Annotated in this window: 23 protein-coding genes and 1 riboswitch; of the genes, 15 read left to right on the top strand and 8 right to left on the bottom strand. The window is 64.2% G+C overall.

The window, feature by feature from the left end; translation table 11 throughout:
• Positions 1-143 precede the first annotated feature (143 nt).
• Entirely contained in the window at positions 144-836 is a 693-nt protein-coding gene (locus tag ACNFCJ_RS07970) for an OmpW/AlkL family protein (protein WP_416770699.1), read from the bottom strand.
• Positions 837-1029: 193 nt separating this feature from the next.
• On the opposite strand from ACNFCJ_RS07970, the gene ACNFCJ_RS07965 reads away from it, so the two are divergent.
• Genes ACNFCJ_RS07965 through ACNFCJ_RS07940 form a run of 6 tightly spaced genes read left to right on the top strand, consistent with a single transcriptional unit; the run spans position 1030 to position 5895 of the window.
• Positions 1030-1803, top strand: a complete 774-nt coding sequence (locus ACNFCJ_RS07965; RefSeq protein ID WP_416770698.1) for a DUF3450 domain-containing protein — start codon at positions 1030-1032, stop codon at positions 1801-1803.
• Positions 1800-3149 (top strand): MotA/TolQ/ExbB proton channel family protein, encoded by a 1350-nt coding sequence (locus ACNFCJ_RS07960; protein ID WP_125881392.1) that lies wholly within the window; start codon positions 1800-1802, stop codon positions 3147-3149. The genes ACNFCJ_RS07965 and ACNFCJ_RS07960 overlap by 4 nt, the downstream gene beginning before the upstream one ends.
• Positions 3142-3690: a MotA/TolQ/ExbB proton channel family protein gene (locus ACNFCJ_RS07955; protein ID WP_003463249.1), complete on the top strand. Its 549-nt coding sequence runs from the start codon at positions 3142-3144 to the stop codon at positions 3688-3690. Before ACNFCJ_RS07960 ends, ACNFCJ_RS07955 begins: the two co-directional genes overlap by 8 nt.
• Positions 3691-3701: 11 nt before the next feature.
• A complete protein-coding gene (locus tag ACNFCJ_RS07950) occupies positions 3702-4112 on the top strand; it encodes an ExbD/TolR family protein (RefSeq protein ID WP_104730392.1) in 411 nt (136 codons plus the stop codon).
• Complete coding sequence (locus tag ACNFCJ_RS07945) at positions 4112-4795, top strand: energy transducer TonB (protein WP_079782696.1); 684 nt, start codon at positions 4112-4114, stop codon at positions 4793-4795. The genes ACNFCJ_RS07950 and ACNFCJ_RS07945 overlap by 1 nt, the downstream gene beginning before the upstream one ends.
• Positions 4796-4797: 2 nt before the next feature.
• Complete coding sequence (locus tag ACNFCJ_RS07940) at positions 4798-5895, top strand: tetratricopeptide repeat protein (protein WP_416770697.1); 1098 nt, start codon at positions 4798-4800, stop codon at positions 5893-5895.
• A gap of 198 nt (positions 5896-6093) precedes the next feature.
• Here the strand turns inward: ACNFCJ_RS07940 and ACNFCJ_RS07935 are convergent, their stop codons facing one another.
• The 4 genes from ACNFCJ_RS07935 to ACNFCJ_RS07920 form a co-directional block, all read right to left on the bottom strand.
• Positions 6094-6615 (bottom strand): DUF3299 domain-containing protein, encoded by a 522-nt coding sequence (locus ACNFCJ_RS07935; protein ID WP_416770696.1) that lies wholly within the window; start codon positions 6613-6615, stop codon positions 6094-6096.
• 58 nt (positions 6616-6673) lie between these two features.
• Positions 6674-8080: an ABC transporter permease gene (locus tag ACNFCJ_RS07930; protein ID WP_416770695.1), complete on the bottom strand. Its 1407-nt coding sequence runs from the start codon at positions 8078-8080 to the stop codon at positions 6674-6676.
• 1 nt (position 8081) lies between these two features.
• A complete protein-coding gene (locus tag ACNFCJ_RS07925; protein ID WP_143504832.1) occupies positions 8082-8789 on the bottom strand; it encodes an ABC transporter ATP-binding protein in 708 nt (235 codons plus the stop codon).
• A 75-nt stretch (positions 8790-8864) separates the two neighbouring features.
• A complete protein-coding gene (locus tag ACNFCJ_RS07920; RefSeq protein WP_416770694.1) occupies positions 8865-9446 on the bottom strand; it encodes a DUF2796 domain-containing protein in 582 nt (193 codons plus the stop codon).
• Between the two features lie 113 nt (positions 9447-9559).
• Between ACNFCJ_RS07920 and ACNFCJ_RS07915 the strand changes: the two genes are divergently transcribed.
• The gene (locus ACNFCJ_RS07915) at positions 9560-9901 is read left to right on the top strand and encodes a hypothetical protein (protein WP_125881385.1); all 342 of its coding nucleotides are present in this window, start codon (positions 9560-9562) and stop codon (positions 9899-9901) included.
• Positions 9902-10146: 245 nt separating this feature from the next.
• Here the strand turns inward: ACNFCJ_RS07915 and trxA are convergent, their stop codons facing one another.
• Genes trxA through ACNFCJ_RS07900 form a run of 3 tightly spaced genes read right to left on the bottom strand, consistent with a single transcriptional unit; the run spans position 10147 to position 12170 of the window.
• Positions 10147-11019 (bottom strand): thioredoxin, encoded by an 873-nt coding sequence (gene trxA, locus ACNFCJ_RS07910; protein ID WP_416770693.1) that lies wholly within the window; start codon positions 11017-11019, stop codon positions 10147-10149.
• Positions 11020-11073: 54 nt separating this feature from the next.
• A complete protein-coding gene (locus ACNFCJ_RS07905) occupies positions 11074-11733 on the bottom strand; it encodes a class I SAM-dependent methyltransferase (protein WP_416770692.1) in 660 nt (219 codons plus the stop codon).
• Positions 11730-12170, bottom strand: coding sequence for a hypothetical protein (locus ACNFCJ_RS07900; protein WP_416770691.1), 441 nt, complete (start codon positions 12168-12170; stop codon positions 11730-11732). Before ACNFCJ_RS07900 ends, ACNFCJ_RS07905 begins: the two co-directional genes overlap by 4 nt.
• 143 nt (positions 12171-12313) lie before the next feature.
• On the opposite strand from ACNFCJ_RS07900, the gene nrdR reads away from it, so the two are divergent.
• The 8 genes from nrdR to ACNFCJ_RS07860 all read left to right on the top strand — a co-directional run bounded on the left by nrdR (position 12314) and on the right by ACNFCJ_RS07860 (position 18844).
• Positions 12314-12781 (top strand): transcriptional regulator NrdR, encoded by a 468-nt coding sequence (gene nrdR / locus ACNFCJ_RS07895; protein ID WP_003243991.1) that lies wholly within the window; start codon positions 12314-12316, stop codon positions 12779-12781.
• Positions 12778-13893 (top strand): bifunctional diaminohydroxyphosphoribosylaminopyrimidine deaminase/5-amino-6-(5-phosphoribosylamino)uracil reductase RibD, encoded by a 1116-nt coding sequence (gene ribD, locus ACNFCJ_RS07890; protein WP_416770690.1) that lies wholly within the window; start codon positions 12778-12780, stop codon positions 13891-13893. The genes nrdR and ribD overlap by 4 nt, the downstream gene beginning before the upstream one ends.
• Before the next feature lie 63 nt (positions 13894-13956).
• Positions 13957-14111, top strand: a riboswitch (FMN riboswitch).
• 126 nt (positions 14112-14237) lie between these two features.
• Complete coding sequence (locus tag ACNFCJ_RS07885; protein WP_024309630.1) at positions 14238-14900, top strand: riboflavin synthase; 663 nt, start codon at positions 14238-14240, stop codon at positions 14898-14900.
• Between the two features lie 12 nt (positions 14901-14912).
• Positions 14913-15992, top strand: a complete 1080-nt coding sequence (gene ribBA, locus ACNFCJ_RS07880; RefSeq protein ID WP_416770688.1) for a bifunctional 3,4-dihydroxy-2-butanone-4-phosphate synthase/GTP cyclohydrolase II — start codon at positions 14913-14915, stop codon at positions 15990-15992.
• 315 nt (positions 15993-16307) lie between these two features.
• A complete protein-coding gene (gene ribE, locus ACNFCJ_RS07875; RefSeq protein ID WP_416645512.1) occupies positions 16308-16784 on the top strand; it encodes a 6,7-dimethyl-8-ribityllumazine synthase in 477 nt (158 codons plus the stop codon).
• Entirely contained in the window at positions 16781-17257 is a 477-nt protein-coding gene (gene nusB, locus ACNFCJ_RS07870) for a transcription antitermination factor NusB (RefSeq protein WP_147812126.1), read from the top strand. Before ribE ends, nusB begins: the two co-directional genes overlap by 4 nt.
• A gap of 90 nt (positions 17258-17347) precedes the next feature.
• Positions 17348-18301, top strand: a complete 954-nt coding sequence (gene thiL / locus ACNFCJ_RS07865; protein WP_416770686.1) for a thiamine-phosphate kinase — start codon at positions 17348-17350, stop codon at positions 18299-18301.
• 15 nt (positions 18302-18316) lie between these two features.
• Positions 18317-18844: a phosphatidylglycerophosphatase A gene (locus tag ACNFCJ_RS07860; protein ID WP_416770685.1), complete on the top strand. Its 528-nt coding sequence runs from the start codon at positions 18317-18319 to the stop codon at positions 18842-18844.
• The last annotated feature ends 4 nt before the right edge of the window (positions 18845-18848 follow it).

The following is an 18848-nucleotide window of genomic DNA, read 5'->3' as shown; positions in this document are numbered from 1 at the left end:
GACCTGAGCGCTGCACTTTGCATCATTGCACCAGTAAAAACACAAACGCCCCGAATCAATCGAGGCGTTTGTATTGAACCGGTTCAGTTCAGAACGTTTTCACACAGTCTGATGCGCCGGCTTTTTCATTTCTGCGAGGCTTATCAGAACTTGTAACCCAAGCCGACCATGTAGATGAAGGGGTCTACGTCCACATCAACCTTGGCGCGCACGCCGAGGGCGTTGTTGTCGACATAGGCGGTGGTGTCGATGTCGATGTAGCGCACCTGGGCGTTGAGCATCAGGCTATCGGTCAGCATGTAGTCGGCACCCACCTGCCAGGCCAGGCCCCAGGAATTCTTCGCGCGGAAATTGTCGAAGCCGTTGGCGCTGGCAGCGCTACCGACGTGTTCGTCGAAAATCCAGGTGTAGTTGATACCGGCGCCGACATAGGGCTGGAAGGCCGACTTGGCGTCCAGCGGGTAGTACACCAGGCTCAGGGTCGGCGGCAGGTGCTTGAGGCTGCCCAGCTTACCATTGGCTGCACCTAGGACGGTGCCCTTGATCTTTACGTCATGCTCGAACGGGGTTGCCGCCAGCAACTCGATGCCCAGATTGTCGGTGAGCATGTAGGCGAAGTTCAGACCCAGCTGGGTGTCACTGCTCATGGTTGCTTTGCCGCCCAGGTCGGTGCCGGCGAGGCCGCCGCGATCGACCTTGACGCTGGAGGAGTCGGCCTCCGGGTTGACGGTGATGGCGCCGGCACGGATGAGGATGTCGCCAGCCTGGTGGGCTTGAGCAATGGGGGAGGCGATGGCCAGGGCCAGCAGTGAGGCAGTGAACAGTGACTTGTACATAGCGAGCTCCAGTTCGAGTCGGTTGTGTGTCTTGGCTGAAATCAATGCTAAGCCAAGCAACAATTCACTTTTTGACCTGGCTCAATAGATCGACGGGCTCTGCTGCGGTGTTTTGTCCATTGCTTCGAATGCGTCTGTAGATGATAATGTTTCTCTTTTTGAAGCAAGCCCGTCTGTCGAGGACCCTCTGCGCATGAATCGCTTCCCCCACCGTTCCCTGGTCGTGGCACTGATGTTGAGCAGCGGCTCGCTGCTCGCCGCGCCGCTGGATGCTGCGCTCGACGAAAGCCAGCGCCTGGCCGCCGAGGCGAAAGCCTCCCAGGGCCGTGTCGAACAGCTGGATGACGCCAGCCGTGAGATGCTCAATGAGTACCGAAATGCCTTGCAGCAGGCTGAGGCTTTGAAAGGTTATAACAGTCAACTTCGTGACCTGGTCGAAGCCCAGCGTCAGGAGCTGGCCAGTTATCAGAAGCAGCTCGATGGCATCGAACGTACCCAGGAAGCAGTAAGCCCGCAGATGGTCAAGATGGTTGAGGTGCTGGGTGAGTTCATCGCCGCGGACCTGCCGTTCCTGCCCGAGGAACGTGAAGACCGTCTGGCTCAGTTGCAGGATCTGCTGCCGCGCGCCGATGTCAGCCTGGCCGACAAATATCGCCGCATCCTCGAGGCCTATCAGATCGAGAGCGACTATGGACGCACGCTTGAAGCCTGGCGTGGTGAGCTGACCCGGGGCGACGGTGGTTCGCGTAGCGTCGAGTTCCTGCGCCTGGGCCGCAGCATGCTCTATTACCAGACCCTCGATGCTCATGAGAGCGGCTGGTGGAACCCGCAGACCAAGGCCTGGGAAGTGCTCGACGGCAGCGCGCGTCGTCCGCTGACCCAAGCTATCGCCATCGCCCGTCAGCAACAGGCGCCTGCCGTGCTGTCCCTGCCGATCAAGACCCTGGCCGAGGAGGCCGCACAATGAGTCGTCGTGTTGTAGCCGTATTGGCGCTCAGCCTGTTGCCGGCACTGGCCGCCGTGGCCGAAACCCTCAACCCCGATCAACTGCTGCAGCGCATCCGTAGCGAGCGCGCGGCCGAAGTCAGCGCCATGCAGGAACGCGAGCAGGCGTTTCTCGCCAAGCGTAGTGAGCAGGCGCAGTTGCTGGCTGCCGCACGTTCCGCGCTGAATACCCAGAAAGCCGAAAGCGAGCGTCTGAAAGCCGAGTTCGACCGCCAGGAAGCCGAGCTGGCCGAGCAGGAAAAATTGCTGGCGCAGCGCGTCGGACACCTTGGTGAGCTGTTTGGCGTGGTGCGTCAAAGTGCCGGTGATGTCGCCGGGCAATGGCAGGACAGCCTGCTCAACGCTCAGTACCCGGAGCGCCTGAAACGCCTCAAGGCGTTGGCTGAAAGCCGCTCGCTGCCGTCCGCCGAAGACCTCGACGGCTACTGGATGCTGCTGCTCGAAGACCTGGCTGCCAGCGGCCGTATCGAGCGCCTGCAACTGCCGGTGGTGAATGCCGATGGTTCGCGTCAGGAGCAGCAGGTGCTGCGAGTCGGCGCCTTCGCCGTATATGGCGAGGATGCCTTCCTGCGTTACGACGCCGATGCCGGGCAACTGGTGGCGCCGCCGCGTCAGCCGTCCGGCCTGGGCCAGGTCAAGGACTACCTGAGCAGCACCGATGCGCTCGCCACGCTGCCCATCGATCCGAGCCGTGGCAGCCTGCTGGCGCAACTGCAGCAGCAGCCGACTCTGTGGGACCGTCTGCAACAGGGTGGTCTGGTCGGTTGGGTAATCGTCGTGCTGGGGGCTTTCGGCCTGCTTCTCGCTGTGTGGCGCATGGTCTACCTGGCTCGCGTTGGTAGCGGCGTCAAGGCGCAGATGCACGACCTCAGTGCGCCGCGTAATGACAACCCACTAGGCCGCGTGATTGGTGTACTGGGCGCCAAGCCGCAACTGGCCGACCTGGAAACGCTGGAGCTGAAACTCGACGAAGCGATCCTGCAGGAAACTCCGCCGCTGGAGAAAGGCCAGGGCCTGCTCAAGCTGCTGGCAGCCGTTGCACCGCTGCTCGGCCTGCTGGGCACCGTGACCGGCATGATCGTGACCTTCCAGGCCATCACCCAGAGCGGTGGCGGCGACTCGCGCCTGATGGCCGACGGTATCTCCCAGGCGTTGGTAACCACCGTGCTGGGCCTGGTGGTAGCCATTCCGCTGCTGTTTCTGCACAGCCTGCTGGCCAGCCGCAGCAAGGGCCTGATCCAGGTTCTGGAACAGCAGAGCGCTGGTCTGATTGCCCTGCACCTGTCGGGAGCGCCGCGCCGTGACTGATCTGTTCGCCTTCTGGCTACGTGCAGTCGACAGTGCTCATGCACTGCTCGACTTCATGAGCGCTGGCGGCGTGGTGATGTGGGCGCTGGCGGTGCTCTGCGTGGTGTTCTGGACCCTGGTGTTCGAGCGTTTCTGGTACATGCGCAGGATTTTCCCGCGCTGGGTGCAGGAGCGCCGCGAGGCCTGGCAGCAGGTGCTGGCTGATGACAACGGCAACTGGCAGCGCGCCGTTCGCCTGGCCTGGCTGGCGCAGGCGCGTCAGCAACTGGCCGCGCCGCTGCGCCTGGGCAAGACCCTGGTGGCGCTGTATCCGCTGCTCGGCCTGCTCGGCACCGTGCTTGGCATGATCGCCGTATTCGATGTGCTGGCCCTCAACGGCACCGGTAACCCTCGCGGCATGGCCGCAGGCGTGTGGCAGGCGACCCTGCCGACCATGGCCGGCATGGTCCTGGCCATTCCTGGATTGTTCAGCCTGGCGCGCCTCGAACGCGAAGCCAGCCAGGCCATCGAGCGGCTGGCCGACCAGCTGCGTCACGACTGAGATCGCCCAACATGAGAATGCGTCGTCACCACCAGCAGGACGAAGACACCGGCATCGACCTCACGCCGATGCTCGACGTGGTCTTCATCATGCTGATCTTCTTCATCGTCACCAGCTCCTTTATCCGCGAGTCCGGCGTCGAGGTGCAGCGCCCGCAGGCGGAAACCGCCAACCCGCAGGACAAGGGCAATATCCTTATCGCTGTGACTGCCGACGGGCAGATCTGGATGGACAAGCAGCCGGTGGACATTCGCAGCGTGCGCGCGCATGTCGAGCGCATGCGGGTTGACCAGCCTGAGGGGGCCGTAGTGGTGCAGGCCGATCAGGATGCGCGTACCGGCCTGGTGGTTCAGGTGATGGATCAGGCGCGTCTGGCCGGCGTGCAGGATGTCGCTCTGGCTGCCGGTAGCGGAGTCAACTGATGCGCCTGCCGCTGTCTTTTCTCGGCGCCTGTCTGATGGCCTTGGGGCTGTTCGCCCTGATGCTGTACATGGTCGCGCCACCGAGCGCCAAGGTGAATCAGGAACCGGTCAGCGTGGCCAATTTCGTGCGCATGGACGGTAACGCCAGCGAGACCGCCAGCCGCACCCGTCAGCAAGCACCGCAGCCGCCGCAACCGCAAACGCCGCAGCCACCCACGCCGCCGACGCCGCAAACGGCCACGCCGAATGCCAACCTGCCGGCGCTGGACATCCAACTGCCCAGCCTGGCCAGCGGTATTGCTGTCAACAGCGCGCCGGCACCGAGTCTGTCCGGCCTTGCGCCGGGTGCTCCAGCGCCGACGCCACCGAGCGAGGCCGCCGAGTCCGGTGGGCAGATGGGCGGCATGGAGAGCGAAGTCATGCCGCTCAACGACGTGCGCCCGGAATACCCGCGTTATGCGCTGCAGCGTGGCATCGAAGGTTTCGTCAAACTGGCTTTCACCATCAATCGCTCTGGCAACGTGGAGAACATCCGCGTGCTGGAGGCCAACCCGCGTAACGTCTTCGAGCGCGAAGCGCGCCGTGCCGCCTCTCGCTGGCGCTTCGCGCCACGTACCGAGGGTGGTCTGGCTGTAGACCGCGAGGCGGTAAAAACCCTCTACTTCCGTCTGGAAAGGAGCTGACCATGTATCGTTGGTTGTTGCTCGTGATGCTCAGTGCTGCGGCCGTGCCTGGCATGGCTCAGCAGACCGTCGATCCGGCTGTGTTCAAGGCCCTGAATACGGCGCAGGTTGCGCAGCAGAAAGGCGACTACGCCGCCGCACAGCGCGCACTCGACGGCGTCCAGGCCAAGAGCGGCAGCCTCGAAGAGGCACTGGTCTGGCGCAGTAAGGCCTATGTGGCCTGGTCGGCCGGCAACAATGCTCAGGCCATCGACTGGCTGGACAAGGCTGTGCGCAGCGGCAAGCTCGACGCCGAAATGCTGGCTGGCGAGCGGCTCAACCTGGCCAAGCTCAATCTGGGCGAGCGTCGTTACGCCAAGGTCGTCGAGTTGCTGGCGCCGAATCAGGGCCATGCCTCAGAGGAGGTGCTGCAAATGCTGGTGCAGGCCTATCAGGGCATGAACCAGCCGGTCAAGGCGTTGCCGTTGGCCGAGCGATACGTGCAGGCCAATCCCAACGCCGCCGACATCTGGCTGCAGTTTCTGGTGGGTGCCAATGCCGACCTGAAACGTTATGCCCAGGCCGAGCGCTGGCAGCGCCAGTTGCTGTCGCGCCAGCCGAACGATGCCAAGGGCTGGCGTCAGCTGGCTGGCCTGCAGCAGATGGCCGGTAGCAACGACAAGGCGCTGGCGACCCTGCGTGCGGCGCATAGCAAGGGCCTGCGTTTCAGCGAATCCGAGCTGGACAACCTGGTGCTGCTGGCTGGCGCTGCGGATCAGCCCTGGCAAGGCGCCAAGCTGCTCGCCGGGATGCTCGACAGTGGTCTGCTGGCCAACACCGCCGCGCGCCAGGAGCGCCTGGGGCTGTTCTGGTGGCAGGCGCGTGATCGCTCTGCTGCGGTGCGGGTGCTGCGCCCGTTGGCCGAGCGCAGCGGCAATGGCAAGCATTGGCTTTATGTCGCGCAGCTGGAGCTGGAACAAGCGCGCTGGCAGGCCGGCCTGGATGCACTGGCGCGTGCCGAGCGTGGTGGTGCCGAGCGAGCCAAGGTGCGCTCCTGGCGACAATGGGCGGAAAGCGAACTGCGCTTCGAGCGGGAGAACCGGGTCGCCAGTCGCAGTTGAGTCGTTTTCGATGCGCGCGGCTCACCCTACTTGGGTGAACGCCGCCTGTAGGGTGCGCCGCGCGCACCAAGTAAAAAGCCAGACTCCAGGGTCTGGCTTTTTTTGTTGTAGGCGCGGCGGGCGGTGCTCCGATTTATCCGCGAATTTTTTCGCGGCTGAAGCCGCTCCTACAGTCACACCTACGAATGCCCGGCAGGGTCAGCTATCCGGCAATTCGTAGGCGTAGATCTTGTCCGCTTCCATCTGATAACCAACCTCGGCCAGTTCGCTACTGACATGTTCGGTTTTCAGCGGGCCTTCCACCCAGAACGGTTGGTACAACGCGTCGAGCAATACGCCGAGCTCGCTGGTGACGTGGACGATCTGGTTCGAGGGCGGTGGTGGTACGTGAATGCAGGCGCCGAAGTAGGGCACCAGCAAAAATTCCACCACTCGGCCTTCGTCAGTCACATCCAGCGGCACGATATAACCGGGCAGCTTCACCTGCTGACCATTGAGCTCCTTGACCACTGGTGCGGCCGGCGATTGCTGCATGGCGGCCGGGCCAGATTCGGCCAGGGCGTCGGCCAATTGCGAGAGGTCGTGGATCGGCGCGGGGTTAATGACCTGCGGCGGAGCGTCCGATGGAATCAGCTCGGACCAGGTGAGTTCGCGCACATCAGCGGCGGCCAGCGGTAGTGCTAGGCTCAGCAGCAGGGTGGCGAGCAAGGGGCGGGACATGAGGAACCTCGTAGTGAGAACGCCTGTGCAGTGTACGACAGGCACTCTCAACTTTTCCTTAGAGCCTGATCGACAACCCATCGGCCAACGACTGCCGATAGGCCCGCCAGGCCGGCACGCTGCCCATCGCCACGGCTGCGGCGAGAATGCCACCAAGTAGTTTCCATTCGTAACTCGACGGCGCATTGAGTGCCAGATACAGGCCGTAATTGGCCTGGACGAAGCCCTGGCTGCCGGCGATGCCCAGATAGAGCAGCGCGACACCTAAAGCCACGCCGGCCAATGCCAGAGCGAAGGCCTCCAGCACCAGCAGGCTGGCGATATGCCAGGGGCGTGCGCCCACCGAGCGCAGGATCGCCATCTCCCGGCGGCGCTCGTTGAGGCTGGTGAGAATCGCCGTAAGCATGCCGATCAGGCCGGTCAGCACGACGAACAGCGAGACCACGAACAGCGCCTGCTCGGCCGTGCCCATTAGGCTCCACAGCTCCTGCAGCGCTACGCCCGGCAGGATCGCCAGCAGCGGCTCACCGCGGAATTCATTGATCTCGCGCTGCAGGCTGAACGTGGCGATCTTGCTGTTGAGGCCGAGCAGGAAGGCAGTGATCTGCTTGGGCTGCAGCGCCTGTCCACAAGCTACTGCGCTTGACGCTGCTGCGTTGAAAGCGGGCTCGGAATGCTCATTGAGACTCGACTCAACTGCGCTTCCTCGCCCGCTTTCGCCTTGCCCCGTCCGCGCTCGCGACGCTTGTGAACAGGCGCTTGCCCACTCTCGCACCTTATCCGCGCTGATCTGCGCCGCGCCGCGTGCCGGCATGCCGTTCTGCCAGTCGATGTGCAGCGCCTCCATGCCCGCCAGGGAAATGTGCAGCGTGCGGTCGACCGGTGTGCCGGTGCGTTCGAGGATACCGACCACGGTGAACGGCTTGTCGTCGTGCTTGACCAGGCTGATGGTGGCGACGCCGTGTGCCAGAACGATGTTCTCGCCGAGGCCGTAGCCAAGCGCCTGGGCCACTTCCGCACCGAGTACTACCTCGAACGGGTCGTCGGCAAACTCGCGGCCCAGGGCCAACTTCAGCGCCTGGCTGCGGGCGTAGCGGTAGTGCTCGAAATAGGCGGTGCTGGTGCCCATGACTCGATAGCCGCGGTGCGAGTCACCGAGGGAAATGGGGATAGCCCACTTCACCTGACGATGGTTGGCGAAGTGCTCGAAACTGTCCCAGCGGATGTTGTTGGTGGCGTTGCCGATGCGGAACACCGAGTACAGCAGCAGGTTCACGCTGCCGGAGCGGGCGCCGACGATCAGGTCGGTGCCGCTGATGGTGTTGGCGAAGCTGGCGCGGGCTTCGGTACGTACACGCTCCACGGCCAGCAGCAGGCAGACCGACAGGGCGATGGCGAACACCGTGAGCAAGGCGGTGAAACGGCGGTTGGCCAGGCTGGCCAGGGCGATGCGGATCAGGTGCATCTCAGGCCTCCTGTGGGCGCGTGGCGCGGTTAAGTTCGGCCAGCGACAGGTTGCGGTCGAACAGCGAAGCCAGGCTCTGGTCGTGGCTGACGAATAGAAGGCTGGCGCCGGCAGCGCGGCATTCGGCGAAGAGCAATTGCAGGAAGGCCTCGCGTGCGTCGAAGTCCAGTGCCGAGGTCGGTTCGTCAGCGATCACCAGCTCTGGCTGGCCGATCAGTGCGCGCGCGGCGGCGACCCGCTGTTGCTGGCCGATGGACAGTTCATCGGCGCGACGGCCGAGCAGGTCGGCGCGCAGGCCGAGATGGTCGAGCAGCGCTGCTGCTGCGGCATCGATGCTGCCGTGGCGCTGGCGTGCGCGTTCGGCACGCAGGCGCGAGAAGCGGCAGGGCAGCTCTACGTTCTCGCGCACAGAAAGAAATGGCAGCAGGTTGAACTGCTGGAAGATGTAGCCAGTGTGGTCGACGCGAAAACGGTCGCGGGCACCGGCGGAGAGTTGGCCGAGGTCCTGGCCGAGCAGGCGGATATGGCCGCTTTGCGCACGTTGTACGCCGCCGAGCAGGCCGAGCAGGGTGGTTTTGCCGCTGCCACTGGGGCCTTTGAGAAACAGGGTTTCACCGCGTGCCAGGGTGAAGACGGGGATATCCAGCAGCTGCGCCTGGCCGGGCCAGGCGAAGCCGAGATTGGCGAGTTCGATCAGAGGTTCGGTCATTGTCTGCTGCGTGTCGGGAGAAGGCGTTTATTGCAGGAGCGAGGGGCGCTCACTCCGGCAATGAGACGTGGCAGGTCAGAAGCTCAAGCGTGGTTGTGCCGGCGTCAGTTCCACGCCCTGCTGACCATTCGGGCCGATCAGTTGTACCTGAATCTTCTCGGTGGCGGGGAAGCGTTTGAACAGTTCGGCGAGATCCAACTGTTTCAATTCGTTGGCCTTGGCGCATTCGAAGCGATAGTGCGCCTGGATGTCGCTGTGCTCGCCTTCATGATCGTGATCGTGATCGTGATCGTGATCGTGGTCAGCGTCGCCGAACAGTGGGCTTTCCAGTTCGACCTGGGTGGCCTTGCAATCGCCGCTGTTCAGGGCGAACAGGCTGATGGGCTGCTCCAGTTCACGCTTGGCGGCGGCGACCTTGGCCTTGTCGGCATCGCTCTTGGCGGCATGCTCGAAGCCTACCAGGTTCATTGCCGGGCTTTCGAGCTGCAGCTCCAGCAGGTTGCCGTCCAGCGCTGCGTTGAGGCTGGCGACGCCGTGTTCGTGGGCACCCAGGCTGTCGTGGGAATGTTCGTGGTCGTGATCATGGCCGTGTTCATGGGCCTGGGCGGCGACCAGGGGCAGCAGGGCGAAGGGCAGGGCGAGCAGCAGGTGGCGCATGGGTGTCTCCAGCTTGGGTGCGAGTTAATTGTTACGTTATAACAACTTTCGTGGCGAACTGGCCAGCCTGACGCTGTCATGGGAGCATGCAGGATCCTGACTGGAGGCTGAACATGGTGCGAATACGTGGGCGCATTGGCGACTGGCCGGTGGATCTGACGGTGGAGCTGGATGCCGAGGACTGGGCGCAACTGGCGCAGCATGTAGCTGTTACGCCGACACCCAGCGTAGCGGCAGCGACTGCCACAGCTGACGCGGGTGATGCGCTGTGGCAGACCGCGCTACAGCTGGTACGCGATGCAGGGCAAGTGGAAGGACCGAAGCTGATGGCGCAGCTGGCTGCGCTGGCCGGGGGGGAGGTTGCTGGCAAGCGCCTGCTGGTGCGTCTGCGTCATTGCGAGCAGATCCGCATGGAAACCGGCGCGGATGCGCCGATCTATCACTGGCAGGAGTAGCCGTCCGAACTAGTAGCATGTCGCGCGCTGCCATGCTGTGTGCAACGAGGCGCTAGCGCCGCCATCGCTGGTGCGCACCTCAAGGCGAGGGGCGTAGGGCGTATCGGGGCGCCGGCCGCTCGGAATCAGTACGCCTTTGAGGGGAGGGTTGGACGTCAGTTGCAGTGCAGAACTTGGCACGGCACGGCGGACTGTTCGCTTCGCTCCTGAGTCCGCCCTACGGCGAGCGCGATCCAACGCTGGGATCAGTAGATCGCCTGATACAGCTTGCGGCGGTAAGTGGTGACCAGCGGGTGATCGCCGCCGAGCAGGTCGAACACTTGCAGCAGGGTCTTGTGCGGCAGGCCTTCGCTGTAGCTGCGGTTGCGCACGAACAGCTTGAGCAGGCCATCCAGTGCTGCTTCGTACTGCTGGCGCGCCAGTTGTTGCACGGCCAGTTGATACAGCGCCTCGTCGTCCTCTGCGTTCTGCGCCAGGCGGCTTTTCAGCGTGGCGGCGTCTGGCAGGTCGGCGGCCTGACGCAGGAAGGTCAGTTGCGCCTTGGCACCGGCCAGTGCCTGCTTGTGTTCGTCGCCCTTGACCGCATCGAGTACCACCTGGGCTTCGCCCAGTTCGCCGCGCTCGGCCAGGCAGCGCGCGTAGAGGATCAGCGCGGCAGCATTTTCGTTGTCTTCGGTCAGCACCTGTTTGAGCAGTGCTTCGGTGTCGGCAAAACGGCCTTCGGCGAACAGCGCCTGAGCGGCCTCCATCGGGTCGGCGGCGGCAGGAGCTGGTTCGGCGACGTGAGGCTTGAGCATCTCGCGGATCGCCGCCTCCGGCTGGGCGCCGGCGAAACCATCCACCGGCTGGCCGTCCTTGAACAGCACCACGGTTGGCAGGCTGCGAATGCCGAAACGCATGACGATGTCCTGCTCGATATCGCAGTTGACCTTGGCCAGCAGCAGCTCACCGGCATATTCCTCGGTGATCTTCGCCAGCATTGGCATCAGCGCCTTGCACGGCGCGCACCACTCGGCCCAGAAGTCCACCAGCACTGGTTTGTGGAAGGAGTTCTCGATCACCAGTTGCTCGAAGTTGGCGGCGCCGGAGATGTCGAAGATGTAGGGGGAGTCGCTCATGGTCGGTCTCGAAAAACAGGGCAATGGTCTATTAATGCGGGCACTGCCGCGCGGTTACAAGGGGCGCACGGCGTGATACAGGCTGACCTCGCGGAATTCGGCGGGCTCGGCCAGGTCTGGCCAGGTGCAGCCGTCCAGCAGTGCCAGGCGCTGGTACAGCGGATGCTGGAAATCCTTGACCCGTGAATCGGCCACCAGGGCCTGACGCCCGCGGCTGAGAAAGTGGTCGAGCAGCGGCAGATTGGCGCGATCGTAGAGCACGTCGGCGACCAGAATCAGGTCGTAGCGATCTGCTTCGGCGAAGAAATCGTCCGAGTAGTTCAGCGTCACACCGTTGAGTGCGGCGTTGGCGCGGCTGGCGGCCAGTGCCACGGGGTCGAGGTCGCAGGCCACCACTTCGGCGGCGCCGGCCTTGGCTGCGGCGATGGCCGCTACGCCGGAGCCGGCGCCGAAATCTAGCACGCGCTTGCCGCGTACCCATTCAGGGCGCTCGGCGAGCCAGCGTGCCAGCACCAGGCCGCTGGCCCAGCAGAAGCACCAGTAGGGCGGCTCTTCGAGGATGCGCCTGGTTTCTTCAGGGTTGAAGGCGCGCTCCATGTTGCTGGCATCGATCAGCCACAGGGCGATATCTGTACCGGGTAGTGTTTCGGCCACCAGGCGGGCATCGCCGAGTAATTCGCTGAGCGCATGCTGCAGCGGTGCGGGTGGTTTCATGGCGCCGGCACCAGATGCAGCGGGCCAAGGTCCTGGTCGTTCAGTTCAGCGATGGTGCGTGCCGGCAAGCGCTGCACCAGGCGTCCGGATTGACTGACGCGGCCGCGCAGTTCCAGGCGCAGGTCCTGAGGCGCCTGCTGCGTGTTCAGTGGCAGATGGAACGGCAGCGCTTCGCCGTCGCCACGCAGATGAATCTGGCCAAGCAAGGCACGCGGGCGACCGCGCATGTCTACGCCCAATAATGCGAGGTCGACATCGGCGCCTGCGGCGACGCCAAGCAATTCGCCGCGCAGGCCTGGGCCCTGGATCGGTGCTGCGATGGGTTCTGCCTGTGCAGGTGCTGGAGTGGGTGGCGGCGCAGTGCTCGTGGGCTCGCCGGCGCAGGCCGCAAGCAGGCCGCTCAGGGCAATGGGTAGGAGGGGCAGATATCGATTCATGGCAGGTTCTGCTTTTGACGGGGCATGGGCATAGCTTAATTTGTCTTGCCGCCGTAAGCAGGTGATCTCAAGGCTCCTTACATTTTTCAATGACGTGCTATGCGCTACCATGGCGACTTTGCCGCCATTCGTCAGCCCTCACCATGCATTGTCCGTTCTGCGCTGCCAACGACACCAAGGTCATCGATTCCCGTCTGGTCGCCGAGGGCGACCAGGTCCGCCGCCGCCGCGAATGCGTGGCCTGCGGTGAGCGCTTCACCACCTTCGAAACCGCCGAGCTGGTGATGCCGCGCCTGATCAAGCAGGACGGCAGCCGTCAGCCTTTCGACGAAGAAAAGCTGCGCGCCGGCATGCAGCGCGCGCTGGAAAAACGCCCGGTGAGCGTCGAGCGCCTGGAGGAAGCCATCGCCCGCATCAAGCAGCAGTTGCGCGCCACTGGCGAGCGCGAGGTGAAGTCGCTGGTGCTGGGTGAGTTGGTGATGACCGAACTGAGCAAGCTCGACGAGGTGGCCTATATCCGCTTCGCCTCGGTCTACCGCCGTTTTCAGGACCTCAACGAATTCCGCGAGGAAATCGAACGCCTGGCCCGCGAGCCGTCGAAAAGCCGATGAGCGAGCGCGACCACTTCTTCATGGCGCGCGCCCTGCGGTTGGCGCGCAAAGGCCTTTACTCCACTCATCCCAACCCACGCGTTGGCTGCGTTATCGTGCGCGACGGCGAGATCGTCGGCGAGGGCTGGCATGCCCGCGCCGGCGAACCGCACGCCGAGGTGCACGCCCTGCGTCAGGCCGGCGAGCGCGCGCTCGGTGCCACCGCCTACGTCACTCTGGAACCTTGCAGTCACCATGGGCGTACGCCGCCGTGCGCCGATGCGCTGGTCGCCGCCGGTGTCGGTCGTGTGGTTGCGGCGATGCAAGACCCCAATCCGCAGGTCGCCGGTCGCGGCCTGTTGCGCCTGGCCAATGCAGGTATCGAAGTGCTGTCTGGCGTGCTGGAGGTCGAGGCGCGAGCGCTCAATGCCGGTTTTATCAAGCGCATGGAGACAGGACTGCCGTTGGTGCGGGTCAAATCGGCGATGAGCCTGGATGGCCGCACGGCCATGGCCAGCGGCGAGAGTCAGTGGATCACTGGCCCGGCGGCGCGCGCGGAGGTGCAGCGTTTACGCGCGCAGTCCAGCGTGGTGCTCAGTGGCGCCGACACCGTGCTGGCAGACGATGCCCGGCTGACGGTGCGTCCCGACGAGCTGGGATTGGGGGTCGAAGCCACTTTCATGGCTGCTTCGCGACCACCGCTGCGGGTGTTGGTCGATGGTCGTCTACGCGTGCCGCTGAGCAAAGCGTTCTTCCAGGCCGGTCCGGCGCTGGTGGCCACCTGTGCGGCTGCCGCCGCCCGTGATCGCTATCTGGCCGATGGTCACGAACTGCTGGCCGTGCCGGGCAGCAATGGTCACGTCGATTTGCGCAAGCTGCTGCTGGAGCTGGCCGGTCGTGGTGTCAACGAGGTGCTGGTCGAGGCCGGGCCGCGTCTGGCTGGCGCTTTCGCTCGTGCCGGGTTGGTTGACGAGTACCGCATCTTCGTCGCGCCCAAACTGCTCGGCTCCAGTGCGCGGCCGTTGTTCGAGTTGCCGCTCAACCGCATGGCCGAAGCGCCGGAATTGCAGATTCTCGATATCCGCGCCGTTGGCGATGACTGGCAGATTACGGCGGTGCCCAAGGCCAGATAGCGCAAGGGCCATGCGTCGCGGCGAGAAATATGGTAAAACGCCACGTGGCTGTTCACATGGCCGCAACGTTCTCAGGGCGGGGCGAAATTCCCCACCGGCGGTAATGGTTCGTAGAACCTAGCCCGCGAGCGCTCGCCACGGCACCTGCCAGGCGAGGTCCAGCAGACCCGGTGCGATTCCGGGGCCGACGGTATAGTCCGGATAAAGAGAGAGCGGGATTCCCTCCACGGGCGCCTCGTGCGTGTCCGCGAAATCCCTATCGATCGGCATTGCCCTGTTTTTGACCAAAACAGGAGTTCGTCCATGCTGTTCAGCAATACCTTCAACGTGAAACCGGAGGGCGCATGTTCACCGGCATAATCGAAGCCATCGGCAGTATCCGCGCCATGACGCCGAAAGGTGGCGACGTGCGCGTTTACGTGGCCACCGGCAAACTCGACCTGGGCGACGTCAAACTCGGCGACAGCATCGCCGTCAACGGCATCTGCCTGACCGCCGTGGAATTGCCCGGCGACGGCTTCTGGGCCGACGTCAGCCGCGAGACGCTGGCGCGTACCGCCTTCGTCGATCTCAAGCCCGGCAGTGCCGTGAATCTGGAGAAGGCTCTGACGCCCACCAGTCGCCTCGGCGGTCATCTGGTCAGCGGTCATGTCGACGGTGTCGGCGAGATCGTCGCGCGCGCCGATAACGCCCGCGCCGTGCAGTTCAGGGTGCGCGCCCCGCGCGAATTGGCCAAGTACATCGCGCATAAGGGTTCGATCACCGTCGACGGCACCAGCCTGACCGTCAACGCGGTCGATGGCGCCGAATTCGAGCTGACCATCGTGCCGCACACCCTGGCCGAGACCATCATGGTCGACTACCAGGCCGGGCGTAAGGTCAACCTCGAGGTCGACCTGCTGGCGCGTTACCTGGAGCGCCTGCTGCTCGGCGACAAGGCTGCAGAGCCCAAGGCCTCGGGCCTCACCGAAAGCTTTCTCGCCGAACACGGCTACCTGAAGAATTGAGGAGACGCCCCGATGGCGCTCAATACCGCTGAAGAACTGATCGAAGACATCCGCGCCGGCAAGATGGTCATTCTCATGGATGACGAAGACCGCGAGAACGAAGGCGACATCATCATCGCCTCCGAATGCGTCACCGCCGAGCACATCAACTTCATGGCCCGCTTCGCCCGTGGCCTGATCTGTATGCCCATGACCCGCGAGCGCTGCGAACTGCTCAAGCTGCCGCTGATGGCGCCGCGCAACGGTTCCGGTTTCGGCACCAAGTTCACCGTCTCCATCGAGGCGGCCGAAGGTGTGACCACCGGCATCTCCGCTGCCGACCGCGCACGCACCGTGCAGGCTGCAGTAGCGCGCAATGCGGTGGCCGAGGATATCGTCAGCCCTGGCCACATCTTCCCGCTGATGGCCCAGCCCGGCGGCGTGCTGGCCCGTGCCGGCCACACCGAAGCGGCCTGCGACCTGGCGCGTATGGGTGGTTTCGAGCCGAGCGGGGTGATCTGCGAGATCATGAACGACGACGGCACCATGGCCCGTCGTCCGGAACTGGAGGCCTTCGCTGAGCTGCACGGCCTGAAGATCGGCACCATCGCCGACCTGATCCACTACCGCCTGATCCACGAGCGTACTGTCGAGCGCATCAGCGAGCAGCCGCTGGACACCGAGTTGGGTCAGTTCAATCTGGTGACCTACCGTGACGGCGTCGAGGACACCGCACACATGGCGCTGACCCTGGGCACCATCTGCGCCGAAGAGCCGACCCTGGTGCGCGTGCACAACATGGACCCGCTGCGCGACCTGTTCCTGGTCAACCAGCCGGGCCGCTGGAGCATGCGTGCGGCCATGGCCGAAGTGGCCAAGGCGGGTAGCGGCGTGGTGCTGCTGCTCGGCAATCCGTTGACCGGGCCGGAGTTGCTGGCACTGATCAGCCGTCAGCAGCCGGCCAACCCGGCGACCTATAGCACCGTGGGTGCGGGCTCGCAGATTCTGCGTGATCTTGGCGTGCGCAAGATGCGTCTGATGAGCTCGCCGATGAAGTTCAACGCGATATCCGGCTTCGATCTCGAAGTTGTAGAATACCTGCCGGCTGATTAAAAGCGGCCCGAAGGGCCAAAGCTGATGACCCTCTCCCTCTGGGAGACGACTGCATGGATGCAGGAGGTAGGGCGACGCAGGATGCTCAAGCCGAGGGTGCCCGCAGGGCGGGAGAGGGTATTTCGGTGTATATCGCATGCCCTCTCCCCCGACCCCTCTCCCGCAAGCGGGAGAGGGGAGCTAAAGCACGTAGCCCGGATGAAATCCGGGAAGATCGGCACACTGGCCCCGGATTGCATCCGGGCTACGCTGACAAACGAATTTTATTTTCGGAGCGCAAGGCGCTCCGGCTCTTTAACCCATGTGAGACCCGTCATGACCCTGAAGACCATCGAAGGTACCTTCATCGCCCCGCAGGGCAAATACGCCCTGGTGGTAGGCCGTTTCAACAGCTTCGTCGTCGAGAGCCTGGTCAGCGGCGCCATCGACGCCCTGGTGCGCCATGGCGTGCAGGAAAGCGACATCACCCTCATCCGTGCGCCGGGTGCCTTCGAGATTCCGCTGGTCACCCAGAAGGTCGCCCAGCGTGGCGAATACGCGGCGATCATCGCCCTCGGTGCGGTCATTCGTGGCGGCACTCCGCACTTCGAATACGTCGCTGGCGAATGCACCAAGGGCCTGGCCCAGGTGTCCATGGAGTATGGCGTACCGGTCGCCTTCGGCGTCCTGACCGTCGACTCCATCGAACAAGCCATCGAACGTTCCGGCACCAAGGCGGGTAACAAGGGTGCCGAAGCTGCGCTGTCTGCCCTGGAAATGGTCAGCCTGCTGGCGCAGTTGGAGGCCAAGTGAGCTCCGGTAACGGCCAGCCGGCCAAGAAAGGCCCCAGCGGCAAGATTCTCGCTCGTCGCGAAGCCCGTACTCTGGCCATGCAGGCCCTGTACTCCTGGCATATCGCCGGGCAGCCGCTAAACGAGATCGAAGCGCAGTTCCGCGTCGACAATGACTTCAGCAAGGTTGACGGTGCCTACTTCCACGAGATCCTGCACGGCGTGCCACGGCAGAAGACCGAACTCGACGGCGCCTTCGCCCCGCTGCTCGATCGCCCACTGGAAGAGATCGACCCGGTCGAACTGGCCATCCTGCGCCTGTCCACCTACGAGCTGAAGAACCGCGTCGACGTACCCTACAAGGTAGTGATCAACGAAGGTATCGAGCTGGCCAAGGTGTTCGGTGCTACCGACGGGCACAAGTTCGTCAACGGCATTCTCGACAAGCTCGCGCCGACGCTGCGCGCCGCCGAAGTAAGCGCCAACAAGCGCTGAGGCCCGCTGAGATGCTCGATTCACGATCCTGCGCTCCCGTGCCCTGCCTGAACTGTGCAGGGCCGGCCCACGGCAGATCGTTGCCGGCTCATGGGTGAGTTCGAGCTGATCCGTCGCTACTTCGCCGCCGCCCCCTGTGCGCAGGGTGGTGACGGCGTGGTTCGCGGTATTGGTGATGACTGCGCGCTGTTGGCATTGCCGGCGGGTGAGCAGTTGGCGGTGTCCACCGATACGCTGGTTGCCGGGGTACATTTCCCCGATGCCTGCGATGCCTTTCTTCTCGGTCAACGCGCGTTGGCCGTCTCCGCCAGTGATCTGGCCGCCATGGGCGCTACGCCGCTGGCCTTTACCCTCGCGATGACCCTGCCTAGTGCCAGTGAAGCCTGGCTGGCCGAGTTCGCTCGCGGCCTGCAGGCGATGGCGCAGAGCTGTTCGCTGGCGCTGGTCGGTGGCGACACCACGCGTGGCCCGCTGAGCCTGACGCTGACCGTGTTCGGCCGTGTGCCGGCCGGGCAGGCACTGTTGCGCAGCGGTGCGCAGGTGGGTGATCTGCTGTGCGTCGGCGGCGAGCTCGGCGACGCCGCTGGCGCCCTGCCGCTGGTATTGGCTCAGCGTGATGCAACGCCTGAAATCGCCGAGCCTTTGCTGGCTCGTTATTGGTCGCCGCAACCGCAACTGGCCCTGGGGCAGGCACTGCGCGGCCGAGCCACGGCAGCACTGGATATTTCCGACGGCCTGCTCGCTGACTGCGGGCATATCGCCAACGCCTCGCAGGTCGCCCTGCACATTGAGCTGGCGCGTGTGCCGCTGTCTGCAGCGCTGCGCGCCTTTGCCGGCGAGCAGCAGGCACGGCTCTGCGCGCTCGGTGGTGGCGACGACTACCGACTGGCCTTTACCCTACCGCCAGCCCTGCTCGCCGATCTGCAGGCCGATTGGCCCGAAATACGGGTGATTGGCCGTGTGCAGGCCGGTACTGGGGTAGAGTTGCTGGACGCCGCCGGCCAGCCCATCGAGCCGCCGCGTGGCGGTTACCAACATTTCTGACAGGACGGAGTGCGTGTGACCGATCACCCCAACCAGGTTCCCGCCGAATACGTACCGCCCTCGGTGTGGCGCAATCCCTGGCACTTCATCGCCTTCGGCTTCGGCTCCGGCACTCTGCCCAAGGCGCCCGGCACCTGGGGCTCGCTGGTGGCGCTGCCGTTCGTGCCGCTGTGGCAGATGCTGCCGGATTGGGGCTACTGGCTGATGCTGGGCGTGACCATGCTGTTCGGCTTCTGGCTGTGCGGCAAGGTGGCCGAAGACCTGCGCGTGCACGACCACGAAGGTATCGTCTGGGACGAGATGGTCGGCATGTGGATCACCCTCTGGCTGGTGCCCGAAGGTTGGCTCTGGTTGCTGCTAGGCTTTCTTGTGTTTCGTGCATTCGACATCATCAAGCCCTGGCCGATTCGCTGGATTGATCGGCATGTGCATGGTGGTTTTGGCATCATGCTCGACGACATCATTGCCGGGGTATTCGCCTGGTTGACCATGCAGGGACTGGTCTGGGGATGGGCAAATTATGCTGCTGAGTTTGGCTTCTAGGGAG

Origin of the sequence: Pseudomonas sp. NY15364, from assembly GCF_048068235.1 — a bacterium.
GTDB lineage: Bacteria > Pseudomonadota > Gammaproteobacteria > Pseudomonadales > Pseudomonadaceae > Aquipseudomonas > Aquipseudomonas mendocina_D.
The sequence above is the reverse complement of the archived record's forward strand: the minus strand, read 5'-3'. Positions and strand labels throughout refer to the sequence as shown.